The sequence below is a fragment of the Streptomyces sp. NPDC056373 genome (genome assembly GCF_042262425.1).
Lineage (GTDB): Bacteria > Actinomycetota > Actinomycetes > Streptomycetales > Streptomycetaceae > Streptomyces.
On sequence record NZ_JBHJPX010000007.1, the window covers coordinates 83061 to 96017 of the forward strand.

Genomic DNA, 12957 nt, shown 5'->3' on the forward strand with positions numbered 1-12957 from the left:
CCCCCCCCCCCCCCCCCAAAAAAAACAACACCCCCGCCCGTGTTTTTCCCGGGGGGCGCTCGGCGGGGCGGGGGGGGCCGCGGGCCCGCCCCCCCCACACCCGCGCCGGCGCGCCTCAGTCGAACCGGGCGGTGCTCAGTCCGCCCGGCTCGATCTCGCCGGTCCGCTGCTGCGGGATGACGGCCCCGCCCTGCTGGAGCGCCACCGTGCGCGCAGGGGCGGGGATGCGGATGCCCTCCGCGCGGTAACGCTTGTGCAGGCGCTTGATGAACTCGTGCTTGATCCGGTACTGGTCGCTGAACTCGCCGACGCCCAGGATGACGGTGAAGCCGATGCGGGAGTCGCCGAAGGTGTGGAACCGGATGATCGGCTCGTGGTCCGCCACGGCGCCCTCGACCTCGGCCATCGTCTCGGCGATGACCTCGTTGGTCACCCGCTCCACGTGCTCCAGATCGCTGTCGTAGGCCACCCCGACCTGGACCAGGACGGTCAGTTGCTCCTCCGGCCGCATGAAGTTGGTCATGTTCGCCTTGGCGAGCTGGCCGTTGGGGATCACGACGAGGTTGTTGGACAGGTTGCGGATCGTCGTCTGCCGCCAGTTGATGTCCTCGACGTAGCCCTCCTCACCGCTGCTGAGCCGGATGTAGTCACCGGGCTGGACGGTCTTGGAGGCGAGGATGTGGATGCCCGCGAAGAGGTTGGCGAGAGTGTCCTGCAACGCCAGCGCGACCGCCAGACCGCCGACGCCGAGGGCGGTGAGCAGCGGGGCTATGGAGATGCCCAGGGTCTGGAGCACCACCAGGAAGCCGATCGCCAGGACCAGGATCCGGGTGATGTTGACGAAGATCGTGGCCGATCCGGCGACCCCGGAGCGGGACTGGGTGACGGTGCGCACCAGTCCGGTCACCACCCGGGCCACCGACACCGTCGCGACGAAGATCAGCAGCACGGTGAGCACCTGGTTGGTGGTGTGCTGCACCGTCCGCGTCAGCGGCAGCACCGCCGCCGCGCCCGCCACGCCGCCCACCACCGCGGCCCAGGGCACCACGGCCCGCAGCGCGTGCACGATGACGTCGTCCCCGCTCCAGCGGGTGCGGTCGGCGTGCCGGCCCAGCCAGCGCAGCAGCACGCTCAGTGCGAACGCCGCCAGCAGGCCCGAGCCGAGGGCGATGCCGGCGAACAGCAGATCGTCCACGGTGAGCGCCCGGTTCACCGGCCACCTCCGGGGCGGGGAACCGCGGCGAAGCCCGCCGCCGGCGGTCGGATGTGAAGTCTCGTCACGTCGTCACCTGCTCGTTTTCCGGGATGCTCGAAGGTGCCCGACCACCCTGACCAGCGGTCGGCACGATCGTTCATCCTGCCGTATCCCGTACGGGGTTCCGTACCGGATACGGGCCTGAGCGAAGGGTGAGTTACTGCACATGACACACCGTCACCTGCGGTTCCGTCCGGGTCAGATCACCTTCAGCCGCACCAGCGCCGCCAGCGTCAGCGCGCCCGGCACCAGCGGCAGCCAGACGGTGATGACCCGGAAGGCCAGGACCACGGCGGTGGCCACCGCGGCCGGGCCGCCCGCCGCGACCAGTGCCACGACCAGCGCCGCCTCCACGGAGCCGATCCCGCCCGGCGTCGGCACCAGCGCGACGGCCACCGTCGCCGCCAGGTAGGCCACCGCCACGTGTGCGGCCGGGACGTCCAGCTCCAACGCCCGCCCCACCAGTACCAGGACCGACGCCTGCAGCGCCGGGAAGGCGAAGGATCCGCCCCACAGCGCCAGCGCGCGGGCGGGCCGGGTGTGCACCGAGCGCGCCTCGCCGAGCGCCGTCCGCAGGAACGACACCACGGCCGAGCGCAGCCGCCGTACCAGGAGGAGCACGGTCGCGGCGATCACCAGCACCACCCCGACGCCGGCCAGCAGCGGACCGAACGCCGTGTCCGGCACCAGCGTGCCGAGCCGCAGCGCGTCGGGGAACGCGACGAGCAGGGCGCCCAGCAGCAGGACCCGGCCGGCGCTCTCGGCGAGCAGGTACAGGCCGAGGGCGGCGGAGGAGCGGGCGAGGGGCAGTCCGCACACCGTCATGAACCGCAGGTTGACCGCGCTCGCGCCCAGCCCGGTCGGCAGCAGGTGGTTGGCGGCGCCGGCCGCGAACTGCGTGGCCAGCAGCCGTCGTCGGGGCAGCCGTTCGACGACCGCGCCCTGCCGGGTGCAGGAGGCCGCGACCCAGGTCAGGCAGGTCGCGCCCACGGCGGCCAGCAGCCAGGGCCACTCGGCGGTGCCCAGGTGCGCGAAACCGGCCCCCAGCACCGACCGGTGCTGCACCGCGACCACGGTGACGAGCAGGAGCGGGAGCAGACACATGATCTGCCGCAGACGGCGGACCGGGACGCGACGGGGGAGTCGTCCGGGTCGGAGTTCGGGGAGTTGTACCGCTGTCACGTCTGTAGAGGCTGTCCAGGCCGTGCCAACTGCGGGTTGCGGGAGCGGGGACTGGGGATTGCGCGCGGGAAGCGGCTGGGTGGGGAGCGTCATCGGGGCCTTTGCGCGAAGGGACGGGGAAGAGGGGGATCGGGCCGATTGTGCGGGATGTCGGGGTGATGTGCGAGCTCCTTGACCTCAAGATTGCTTGAGGTTCTACGGTCTCCGCATGAGTATGGAGACCACAGCCTGGACGCAGATGTACAGCGTCATGAACGCCGAACGGGAACGCCGCCCCTTCGCCTTGGCCACCCTGCGCCGCATCGGCGCGTTCGCCCGCCCGCACCGGCGCCGTATCGCACTTTTTGTCCTGTTGGGTGTGGGTACCGCCCTGCTGGCCGTGGCGACGCCCGTCCTGGCCGGGTGGGTCGTGGACACGATCGTGTCCCACGGAGACGAGGACAGGGTCGTGCGCCTCGCCCTGCTCATCGCGCTGATCGCGGTGGCGGAGGCGGCCCTGGGCATTCTCGGCCGGAGACTGTCCGCGACGCTCGGGGAGCACCTCATCCTCGATCTGCGGACCGCCGTCTTCGACCATGTGCAGCGCATGCCGGTCGCGTTCTTCACACGCACACGTACGGGCGCTCTCGTCTCCCGGCTCAACAACGACGTCATCGGCGCCCAGCGCGCGTTCAGCAACACCCTGTCCGGAGTGGTCAGCAACCTCGTCACACTGCTGCTCACCCTCGCGGTGATGCTCACGCTGTCCTGGCAGATCACCCTGCTGGCGCTGGTGCTGCTGCCGGTGTTCGTGATCCCGGCCCGGCGCATGGGCAGCCGCATGGCCCGGATGCAGCGGGAGGCGGCGACGCTGAACGCCGCGATGGGCACCCGCATGACCGAGCGGTTCTCCGCCCCCGGCGCCACCCTGGTCAAGCTCTTCGGACGTCCCGAGGAAGAGTCCCGGGAGTTCGCCGAGCGGGCCCGCCGCGTCGCGGACATCGGGGTCCGGACCGCGACCGCCCAGGCGGCCTTCATCACCGCGCTTACCCTGGTCTCGGCGCTCGCCCTGGCCCTGGTCTACGGCCTCGGCGGCTGGTTCGCCCTGCGCGGCGCCCTGGAACCCGGCGCGGTCGTGTCGCTCGCGCTGCTCCTGACCCGGATGTACGCGCCGCTGACGGCGCTCGCCGGAGCGCGCGTCGAGGTGATGAGCGCCCTCGTCAGCTTCGAGCGGGTCTTCGAGGTGCTCGACCTGAGGCCCCTCATCGAGGAGAAGCCGGACGCCCGCCCGGTGCCCGAGGGGCCCGTCGCCGTCGAGTTCGAGCAGGTCCGCTTCGGCTACCCGGCCGCCGACAAGGTCTCCCTGGCCTCCCTGGAGGAGGTCGCGTCCCTGGACGGCCGGGGCGGTGACGAGGTGCTGCACGGCCTGTCCTTCCGCGCCGAACCCGGTCAGACCGTGGCGCTCGTCGGCTCCTCGGGGGCGGGCAAGTCGACCATCGCGCAGCTGATGCCGCGCCTGTACGACACCGACGAGGGGGCCGTGCGCATCGGCGGCGTCGACGTCCGCGACCTCACGGCCGGGTCGCTGCGGCAGACTCTCGGCATGGTCACCCAGGACGGCCACCTCTTCCACGACACCGTCCGCGCCAACCTCCTGCTCGCCCGGCCCGAGGCCACGGAGGACGACCTGTGGGACGCCCTGCGCCGGGCCCGCCTCGACGACCTCGTACGGTCCCTGCCCGACGGGCTCGACACCGTCGTCGGCGAGCGCGGCTACCGCCTGTCCGGGGGCGAACGCCAGCGCATGACCATCGCCCGGCTGCTGCTGGCCCGCCAGCGCGTCGTCATCCTCGACGAGGCCACGGCCCACCTCGACAACACCTCCGAGGCCGCCGTCCAGGAAGCCCTCGCCGAAGCCCTCGAAGGCCGCACGGCCGTCGTGATCGCCCACCGTCTCTCCACCGTCCGCGCGGCCGACCAGATCCTGGTCGTCGAGGCCGGCCGGATCGTGGAGCGGGGCACGCACGAGGAGCTCCTGGCGGCGGGGCAGCGGTACGCGGAGCTGTACCGCACCCAGTTCGGCGGACCGGCCGACGGAGCGCCCGGCGAGGCGGTGGGGGAGGCCGCGTAGGGCGTGAACGCCCGCCCGGACCTGTGCGTACTCCTCCCCGGGTACTCCTGAGAAAGCGAGTGCTCCTGAACACAGGCCGACAGCCAGTACCGGAGAGGCGACGTGTCCCAGCAGCAAGCGCCCGCACGATCCATCCGCCGAAGCCCCTCGCGCCCCCGCCGGCTGCGTGCCGTCACAGCGGCCGGTGTCCTGGCCGTCCTCCCCCTCGTCACCGCCTGCGGCGGCGGTGACGAGGCCGGGGACGGGGGTGGCGGCAAGGCGGCGCCGAGTGTGACCGCCGCTCCCGCCGCCGGGGTCGTCGCACCGGCCAAGGTGGAGGTGATCGCCGCCCTGACCGGTTGCAGGGCGAAGATCCGCATCGACGCCGACGAACTGCGCCAGGGCCTGTGCCACACCAGGAAGGCCGACTACCTCATCACCACCTTCCCCGAGGAGAAGTTCAAGGAGACCTGGCTGGAGGAGGCGCGCGTCTACGGAGGCAAGTACCTCGTCGGCACGCGCTGGGTGGTCAGCGTCAAGCCCGCGCTGCTGGAGTCCTTCCGCGCGAAGCTCGGCGGCACGATCAGGGAACTGCGGGGTATCGGCCCCAAGCCGGGCGGGCGGTGACAGCTCCCTTTCGGTTTCGGCTGGTGGGCGTCATGATGGTGCGGCTCGGCACATGAGCCGCCCCGCTCGCGGCGGCATCGCAGATTGAGTCCGTCGTGGTCGCCACCTTCCGTCGCCACTCGCTCGCGAGCGAGATGCTGGTGCTCCAGCTCGCCATCGTCGTGGTGGTGCTGCTGGCAGTCGCCGCGGTCTCCCTCGCCCAGTCCCAGGCCACCTTCAACCGCGTCGAAGGGCGCCGGGTGGTTGCGCTCGCCGAACAACTGGCCGCCAACCCCCTGGTGCGCAGCCAGCTGACGCGTCCCGCGCCGGGGGAGGCGCTCGCCCCCCTGGTGCTCGCCACCCAGGCCCAGTCGGGGGTGACCTCGGTGACGGTGGCGGATGCGACCGGGCGGATCGTCAGCTCCACGAACCCCACGGTCGTCGGGGAGCGGATGCGGCTGGGGCCGGGCACCGCCCGGGGCCGCGGCTGGTCCGGGCAGCTGACCCTGGACGGTGACCGCGAACTGGCCGCCCAGGTGCCCGTCCTCGGCGCGAGTGAGGAGAACCTGGGCCGGATCCTCGGCACGGTGATGATCGGTGAGGCCGACCCGACGGTGTGGCAGCGGCTGAGCGGCGCCTCCTCCTATCTGCTCGCCTACCTGGGCATCGCCAGCGCACTGGGCGTGGCCGGCTCCTGGCTGCTCGCGCGGCGGGTGAAACGGCAGACCCTCGGGCTGGAGCCGGGCGAGATCGCCGGGCTTGCCGAGCACCGGGAGGCGATGCTGTACGGGATCGCCGAGGGCGTGATCGCCCTGGACCCGCAGCACCGGCTCACCCTCGTCAACGACATGGGCCGCCGCCTGCTCGACCTGCCCGAGGACTGCGTCGGCCAGAGCCTCGAAGGCCTCGGCATCGACGGGCGGCTGCGCGACGTGCTGTCCGGCACCGCCGCCGGCGAGCGCGACGAGGTCGTCGTCCGCCACGGCCGGGTCCTGGTGATGAACCGGATGACCGTCACCAAGGACGGCCGGGCCCTCGGCTCGGTCACCACGCTGCGCGACCGCACCGAACTGGCCCGGCTGGAACGGGAGATCGGTTCCTTCCGCAGTTCCTCCGAGCTGCTCCGGGCGCAGGCGCACGAGTTCGCCAACCAGCTGCACACCATCTCCGGGCTGATCCAGATCGGTGAGCAGGACGAAGTCGTGGCCTACATCCGCGCGTTGAGCCGGCACCGCCAGTCCCTGGACGTCACCCTCAGCCGCCGCGTCCGGGACACCGCGGTCGCCGCACTGCTGATGGCGAAGGCATCCCACGCGGCGGAACGGAAGGTCAGCCTGCGGATCTCGGACGACACAGCGCTGGAGCGCCTGACCCCTGAGGACGCCGCGGATGTGGCGACCGTGGTCGGCAACCTCGTGGACAACGCCGTCGACGCCGCCGGCGCCCGGGACGACGCCTGGGTGGAGGTGGCGCTGCGGCAGGACGCCTCCAGCGTGGAGATCGTGGTCCGCGACTCGGGGCCGGGCGTGGCTCCGGAACTGGCCCGCGAGGTCTTCTCCCACGGTTTCACCACCAAGGCCGCCCGGGAGGGCGAGCGCGGCATCGGACTGGCCCTGACCAAGCTGGTCTGTGAACGGCACGGGGGAGAGATCTCGGTGTCCAACACCCCCGAAGGGGCCGTGTTCACCGCACGCATGACCGTCAGCCACCTCACCGGCGCTGTGGCGGAAGGAGCGGCCCCATGACAGAGGCGAGCGACAAGGCGGACGCCATCGACGTCCTCGTGGTCGACGACGACTTCATGGTGGCCAGGGTCCACCGCGCGTTCGTCGAACGCGTCGAGCCGTTCCGCGTCGTCGGCACGGCCCACACCGGGGGGCAGGCCATCGAGGCGGTCGAGACCCTGCGCCCGGACCTCATCCTGCTCGACCTGTACCTCCCCGACCTGTTCGGGCTGGACGTCATTCCCCGGCTGCGCACAGCCGGGCACGACTGCGACGTCATGGTCATCAGCGCCGCCACCGAGGCCGAGACGGTACGCGGCGCCGTCCGTCGCGGCGTCGTCGACTACCTCCTCAAACCCTTCGACTTCGAGGATCTGCGCCTGCGTCTGGAGCGCTACGCCGCCCAGCGGGGCAGGCTGCTCACGACGGTGGTCCGCGGGCAGGCGGACGTGGACCGTGTCCTGGCCGGCGCGTTCGGCCCGGCACCGGCCCCGACCCTGCCCAAGGGCATGAGCGTGGAGACCGCCGAACTCGTCGAGCGGGCCCTGCGCGAGGCGGACGGCACCTTGTCCGCTTCCGAGTGCGCCGCCGTCACCGGCGTGTCCCGGGTGAGCGCCCGCCGCTACCTGGAGTACTTCCACGGCACCGGCAACGCGGAGGTGTCCCTTCGCTACGGCGCCGCCGGCCGGCCCGAACGCCGCTACGGCTGGCGGGGCTGAGCGCCCTCCCGGAGTCCGGCGGCCGGGCCCTGTGCCTCGTGGTGGGCGTGCACGCGCCGCAGCAGGGAGGCCAGTTGCTCGCGTTCGGCATCGCTCAGCGGGGACAGGAGGTCGTCGTCGGCCGAGGCGATGTCGGCGTTGAGATGGTCGAGGGCCGTTCTGCCCAGCGGGGTGATGCGGACGTCGACACGGCGGCGGTCGGCCAGGCTGCGGACGCACTCGACCTGCCCCGTGTCGGCCAGGTCCTTCACGATCCTCGCGAGGTCACTGGCGTTCATGTCCAGCCGGGCGGCCAGGACGCCCTTGGGCTGCGGGCCGAGATCGGAGACCAGGGTCAGGACGGTCAGGTGCCACAATCGCAGCCCTCTGGCCGTGAGCTTCTCCGACAGGGCGCGGCGGGCTGCCTTTCCCGTCGCGTACATCAGGTACGCGCTGAGGTCCAGCACGCCGGGCGGCGTCATGCGTGCACGGTGGCCCGGCTGTGCCTTTTCTGTGAACACGGTCCAAACATAGGGCACTTGGCGGCCGGGCTGGCAGCACTCCCGTGATCGCCCCCGCGCGGACCGGGTCCGCGCGGGGGCGCTGCGGACCGGCTCCGGGACCGTACCGGGGCCGGACGTCAGGGGCGGGTGGTGAGGTAGCCGCCCATGGAGGTGAAGTACTCGGCCGCGGGCAGCTCCCGCCCGTCCTCGGTGCGGACGCGGGTGATGGCCAGCCCGCGGTTGCGTCCCGTGCGGGCGTCGGCGCCCGCGACGATCACCACGCCGTCGCCCTCGCGGTAGAAGATCCGGCCGGGGGTGCCGCCGTAGCGGCCCTCGGACACGAACGACGCCAGGACGTCGAGCCGCTTGCCCCGGTGGAAGGTGTAGGCGCTCGGGTACGGCTCCGACTGGGCGCGCACCAGGCGCTCCAGGTCCTCCGCCGGCCAGCTCCAGTCGATGCGGCTGTCCTCGTCGGCCCGCTTGTGGAAGAAGGACGCCCCGGAGCGGTCCTGCGGGGTGAACTCGGTCTGCCCCGAGGCGATCAGGCCGAGTGCGCCGATGGTGACCGGGGCGATGAGGTCGACGGTCTTGTGGAAGAGGTCGGTCGCGGTGTCCGCCGGACCGACCGGCACCGCCTCCTGCCGGACGATGTCGCCGGCGTCGAGTTCGTCGTTCATCATGTGCGCCGTGACGCCCACTTCGGACTCGCCGTTGATGAGCGCCCAGATCAGCGGGGAGAAGCCGGCGTACTTCGGCAGCAGCGAGTCGTGCACGTTCAGCGTGCCGTGGCGGGGCAGGCCGAAGATGCGCGGCGGGATCCAGGTGCGCCAGTTGTTGGCCACGATGATGTCCGGGTCGGCCTCCTCGAGGCGCTCGAACAGCTCCTCGTCGTCCGGGCGGTTGCGGATCAGCACCGGGACGTCGTGCTCCTCGGCGAGGTCTGCGACCGAGTCGCTCCAGATCTTCTCGTAGGCGTGCTCGCTCTTGGGGTGGGTCACGACCAGCACCACGTCGTGCTCGGACTCCAGGAGGGCTTGCAGGGTGCGGTGCCCCCAGGTCTGGTAACCGAACATGACGACCCGCATGGGGTTCCTCCTCAGAGCAAGGTGTTGGCCGACGCAAGTAAAGCAAGGCTTACCTTAGTGCGCAACGGGTCGACACGGTAAGCGAGTTGACGGAGCCCGCTCACGACCGGTGTCCGTTTTGCCCTGTCGACACCTCAGCGGGTTTAGCTTAGGCTCACCTAAGTTTGTTGGCGTGCCGCGTCGTCGGCATGCCCTTCTCCCGTTCCCTCCACACCTGACACGCGCGGCTGCCCCGCACGATGGGAGTGACATGTCGCAGGTTCTTCCCGGTGGCGCATCACCGGTCCACGATCTGATCGGTATCGGCTTCGGGCCGTCCAACGTGGCCATGGCGATCGCGCTCCGCGAGCACAACACCCGCGCCGGCGGCCAGGAGGCGATCACCGCTCACTTCTTCGAGCAGCAGCCCCGCTTCGGCTGGCACCGCGGCATGCTCATCGACGACGCGACCATGCAGGTCTCCTTCCTCAAGGACCTGGTGACGCTGCGGAACCCGGCCAGCGAGTACAGCTTCCTCTGCTACCTGCAGAGCAAGGGCCGGCTGATCGACTTCATCAACCACAAGAACCTGTTCCCGCTGCGCGTGGAGTTCCACGACTACTTCGAGTGGGCCGCGGCCCAGGTCGACGACATGGTGTCCTACGGTCACGAGGTCGTCGGCGTCGCACCCGTGACCCGGGACGGCGTCGTGGACCACCTGGAGGTGACCGTCCGCTCGGGCGGCGGCCTCGAGGTCCACCGGGCCCGCAACCTCGTCATCGGCACCGGTCTGCGTCCCCTCGTGCCCGAGGGAGTGGAACGCGGCGACCGCGTCTGGCACAACTCCGAACTCCTGGCGAAGGTAGAAGAGCTGGAGGGCACCTCGCCTTCCCGCTTCGTCGTCGTGGGCGCCGGCCAGAGCGCCGCCGAGAACGTCGCCTACCTGCACCGGCGCTTCCCCGAGGCCGAGGTCTGCGCCGTCTTCTCCCGCTACGGCTACAGCCCCGCCGACGACAGCAGCTTCGCCAACCGGATCTTCGACCCGCAGGCCGTCGACGAGTACTTCGCCGCGCCCGAGGACGTCAAGCGCCGGCTGATGGACTACCACGGCAACACCAACTACTCCGTGGTGGACATCGACCTCATCGACGACCTCTACCGGCAGTCGTACCAGGAGAAGGTCCTCGGCACCGAGCGCCTGCGGTTCCTCAACGTCTCCCGGCTCACCGCCCTCAAGGAGACCCCGTCGAGCGTCCGCGCCACGGTGACGTCCCTGGTCACCGGCGAGGAGACCGAGCTGGACGCGGACGTCGTGGTCCTCGCCACCGGCTACAGCCCCGTCGACCCCACGAGCCTGCTCGGGGAGGTCGCCGACCGCTGCCTGCGCGACGACGAGGGCCGGGTCCGCGTCGAGCGCGACTGGCGCGTCGCGGCCGACCCCGCCCTGCGCTGCGGCATCTATCTCCAGGGCGGCACGGAGCACACGCACGGCATCACCTCGTCGCTGCTCTCCAACACCGCCATCAGGGTCGGCGAGATCCTGGACTCCCTCCTCGGCCGCAGGGCCGAACCCACCGCCGACCGGACGCACACGGTCGCCGACGGCACGGGCAGCGCCGCCCGCTAGGGCGACACCGTCCGGTCAACTCGCCTGCCGCACAAGGGATAACGTACGTCGACATGGGCACGACTGCTGCAGTGGAGCGCCCCCCGGTCAAGGGCTCGACAGCGACCCGTCACCGACGGGTCCTGGGTCTCGGCACCCTTCTGACGGTCCTCGTGATCGCCGCCGTCCTGTCGCTGGCCGTCGGTGCACGCGCGCTGAGTCCCGCCGAGGTGTGGCACGCCCTGGTCGGCGCCCCGGACGCCGACCGGCGGCTCACGGAGATCAGGCTCATCGTCGAGACCGTACGGGTGCCCCGTACGGTCCTCGGGGTCGTCGCGGGGATCGCCCTCGGCGTCGGCGGGGCGCTGATCCAGGGGTTCACCCGCAACCCGATCGCCGACACCGGCCTGCTGGGCGTGAACTCCGGCGCCTCGTTCGCGGTGGTGGTGGCGATCACCGTGTTCGGACTCGGCAACCCCTTCCAGTACGTCTGGTTCGCTTTCGCCGGGGCGGCCGTCGCCGGTGTCGTGGTGTTCGGTCTCGCGAGCATCGGACGCGGGGCCGGCAACCCGCTCACCCTCGCCCTGGCCGGGCAGGGGGTCACGGTGTTCCTCGCGGCGATGACCACGGCCGTCGCGCTGTCGGACCAGGCGGCGCTGAACGCCCTGCGGTTCTGGAACGCCGGCTCCCTCGCCGGTTCCGGATTCGACGTCATCTGGCCGGTGACGGCGTTCATCGGTGCCGGTCTCGTGCTGGCCCTGACCACGCTGCCCTCCCTCAACCTGCTCAACCTGGGCGACGACGTGGCCCGGGGGCTGGGCGTGAACATCGCGCTGAGCCGGACCGTCGGCATCACCGCCATCACCCTGCTGGCCGGCGCGGCGACCGCCGCGTGCGGCCCCGTCGCCTTCCTCGGCCTCATGGTCGCCCACGTGGCCAGGTACCTGACCGGCCCGGACTACCGCTGGCTCGTGCCGTACGCCGGCCTGCTCGGGGCCGTCGTACTGCTGCTGTGCGACATCGTCGGCCGACTGGTCGTGCGGCCGGGCGAGTTGGACGCCGGAGTCCTCGTGGCGCTGCTCGGCGCCCCCTTCTTCGCGGTTCTCGTGTGGCGCGGAAAGTTCAGGAAAGCATGAACGTGACCGATGTGAAGGCGTCCCTGCCGCCGGGCGTACGGCTCGGCCGGGTGTCGTTCGTCTGGCGGCCCTGGCTGCTGTGCGTCACGCTGCTGCTCGCGGCGGCGGCCTTCCTGGTGTTCTGCGTGTCCATCGGCGTCGGGGACTTCCCGATCGGCCTCCCGCAGGTGGTCGCCACACTCTTCGGGCGGGGCGAGCAGGTCGACGAGTTCGTCATCATGGACCTGCGGATGCCGCGCGCCCTGGCCGGACTCGTCGTGGGCGTGGCGCTCGGGGTGTCCGGGGCGCTCACGCAGGCCATCGCGCGCAACCCGCTGGCCAGCCCGGACGTCCTGGGGATCACCTCGGGCGCCAGCGCGGTCGCGGTGTTCCTGGTGACGGTCTCGGGCGGGACCGCCGCGGCGGTCGTCAACTCCGTGGGACTGTCGGCCGCGGCGCTCGCGGGCGGGCTGGGCACGGGCCTGCTGGTGTACTTCCTGGCCTGGCGGCGCGGGGTGGACGGCTTCCGGCTCATCCTCATCGGCATCTCGGTGAGCGCCGTGATGGAGGCGATAACGACCTGGCTGCTGGTCACGGCCGACATCAGGGACGTGGCCCGGGCCCAGGCGTGGCTGGTGGGCTCGCTGGAGGACCGCTCCTGGGGCGAGGTCCGAACGGCCCTGTGGTGCGGGCTCGTCCTCCTGGTCGTCGTCTCCTGTGTCGCCTTCCAGTTCAGGCCGATGCACTTCGGGGACGAGGTCGCCGCGGGTCTGGGTGTCCGCTACGCGAGGGTGCGGGCGGTCCTGCTGCTGTGCGCCGTGCTGCTGGCCGGTGTGGCGGTGAGTGCGGCGGGCCCGGTGCCGTTCGTCGCGCTGGTGGCACCGCAGGTGGCGATGCGCCTGACGCGCTGCCCCACACCGCCGATGGTGGCCTCGGGCCTGACGGGCGCGTTGCTGCTGACCGGCTCGGACCTCGTCGCGCGCACGGCGCTGCCGGTCTCGCTCCCGGTCGGCGTGGTCACCGCCGCGACAGGCGGGCCCTTCCTGGTCTATCTGCTGGTCCGGGCGAACCTGCGGTAGATGTACAAGAGTCAGCTGAACCTGAGCAAGGGGGGA

At 71.6% G+C, this 12957-nt stretch carries 11 protein-coding genes; 7 read left to right on the forward strand and 4 right to left on the reverse strand.

All coding sequences use genetic code 11. The features are described 5' to 3' along the window. Positions 1–115: 115 nt before the first annotated feature. Both ACFCXS_RS16225 and ACFCXS_RS16230 read right to left on the reverse strand, forming a co-directional pair. The gene (locus tag ACFCXS_RS16225) at positions 116–1213 is read right to left on the reverse strand and encodes a mechanosensitive ion channel family protein (protein WP_376643924.1); all 1098 of its coding nucleotides are present in this window, start codon (positions 1211–1213) and stop codon (positions 116–118) included. Positions 1214–1453: 240 nt separating this feature from the next. Then, on the reverse strand, positions 1454–2437 hold the full coding sequence (locus ACFCXS_RS16230) for a YbhN family protein (protein WP_376643925.1): 984 nt from the start codon (positions 2435–2437) through the stop codon (positions 1454–1456). A 214-nt stretch (positions 2438–2651) separates the two neighbouring features. Between ACFCXS_RS16230 and ACFCXS_RS16235 the strand changes: the two genes are divergently transcribed. The 4 genes from ACFCXS_RS16235 to ACFCXS_RS16250 all read left to right on the forward strand — a co-directional run bounded on the left by ACFCXS_RS16235 (position 2652) and on the right by ACFCXS_RS16250 (position 7575). After that, complete coding sequence (locus tag ACFCXS_RS16235; protein ID WP_376644245.1) at positions 2652–4547, forward strand: ABC transporter ATP-binding protein; 1896 nt, start codon at positions 2652–2654, stop codon at positions 4545–4547. Between the two features lie 102 nt (positions 4548–4649). After that, positions 4650–5153, forward strand: coding sequence for a hypothetical protein (locus tag ACFCXS_RS16240; protein WP_376643926.1), 504 nt, complete (start codon positions 4650–4652; stop codon positions 5151–5153). A 95-nt stretch (positions 5154–5248) separates the two neighbouring features. Further along, positions 5249–6877, forward strand: coding sequence for an ATP-binding protein (locus tag ACFCXS_RS16245; RefSeq protein WP_376643927.1), 1629 nt, complete (start codon positions 5249–5251; stop codon positions 6875–6877). Further along, complete coding sequence (locus tag ACFCXS_RS16250; RefSeq protein ID WP_376643929.1) at positions 6874–7575, forward strand: response regulator; 702 nt, start codon at positions 6874–6876, stop codon at positions 7573–7575. The genes ACFCXS_RS16245 and ACFCXS_RS16250 overlap by 4 nt, the downstream gene beginning before the upstream one ends. Here ACFCXS_RS16250 and ACFCXS_RS16255 read toward each other — a convergent pair. Together ACFCXS_RS16255 and ACFCXS_RS16260 are read right to left on the reverse strand one after the other, a co-directional pair. Next, positions 7557–8036 carry a MarR family winged helix-turn-helix transcriptional regulator gene (locus ACFCXS_RS16255; RefSeq protein ID WP_376643931.1) on the reverse strand — a complete coding sequence of 160 codons (480 nt, stop codon included), beginning with the start codon at positions 8034–8036 and terminating at the stop codon, positions 7557–7559. The genes ACFCXS_RS16250 and ACFCXS_RS16255 overlap by 19 nt on opposite strands. 158 nt (positions 8037–8194) lie before the next feature. After that, positions 8195–9142: a methionyl-tRNA formyltransferase gene (locus ACFCXS_RS16260; RefSeq protein ID WP_376643932.1), complete on the reverse strand. Its 948-nt coding sequence runs from the start codon at positions 9140–9142 to the stop codon at positions 8195–8197. 250 nt (positions 9143–9392) lie between these two features. Here ACFCXS_RS16260 and ACFCXS_RS16265 point away from each other — a divergent pair, with 250 nt between their 5' ends. Genes ACFCXS_RS16265 through ACFCXS_RS16275 form a run of 3 tightly spaced genes read left to right on the forward strand, consistent with a single transcriptional unit; the run spans position 9393 to position 12921 of the window. Continuing rightward, entirely contained in the window at positions 9393–10748 is a 1356-nt protein-coding gene (locus ACFCXS_RS16265) for a lysine N(6)-hydroxylase/L-ornithine N(5)-oxygenase family protein (RefSeq protein ID WP_376643934.1), read from the forward strand. A gap of 53 nt (positions 10749–10801) precedes the next feature. Beyond that, positions 10802–11863: a FecCD family ABC transporter permease gene (locus ACFCXS_RS16270; protein WP_376643935.1), complete on the forward strand. Its 1062-nt coding sequence runs from the start codon at positions 10802–10804 to the stop codon at positions 11861–11863. After that, positions 11860–12921 (forward strand): FecCD family ABC transporter permease, encoded by a 1062-nt coding sequence (locus ACFCXS_RS16275; protein WP_376643937.1) that lies wholly within the window; start codon positions 11860–11862, stop codon positions 12919–12921. The genes ACFCXS_RS16270 and ACFCXS_RS16275 overlap by 4 nt, the downstream gene beginning before the upstream one ends. The last annotated feature ends 36 nt before the right edge of the window (positions 12922–12957 follow it).

Bases quoted from the DNA above. Each gene is read 5' to 3' on its own strand.
- ACFCXS_RS16235 (WP_376644245.1), top strand. From the start codon at position 2,652: ATGGAGACCACAGCCTGGACGCAGATGTACAGCGTCATGAACGCCGAA.
- ACFCXS_RS16250 (WP_376643929.1), top strand. From the start codon at position 6,874: ATGACAGAGGCGAGCGACAAGGCGGACGCCATCGACGTCCTCGTGGTC.
- ACFCXS_RS16255 (WP_376643931.1), bottom strand. From the start codon at position 8,036: ATGACGCCGCCCGGCGTGCTGGACCTCAGCGCGTACCTGATGTACGCG.
- ACFCXS_RS16260 (WP_376643932.1), bottom strand. From the start codon at position 9,142: ATGCGGGTCGTCATGTTCGGTTACCAGACCTGGGGGCACCGCACCCTG.
- ACFCXS_RS16265 (WP_376643934.1), top strand. From the start codon at position 9,393: ATGTCGCAGGTTCTTCCCGGTGGCGCATCACCGGTCCACGATCTGATC.
- ACFCXS_RS16270 (WP_376643935.1), top strand. From the start codon at position 10,802: ATGGGCACGACTGCTGCAGTGGAGCGCCCCCCGGTCAAGGGCTCGACA.
- ACFCXS_RS16275 (WP_376643937.1), top strand. From the start codon at position 11,860: ATGAACGTGACCGATGTGAAGGCGTCCCTGCCGCCGGGCGTACGGCTC.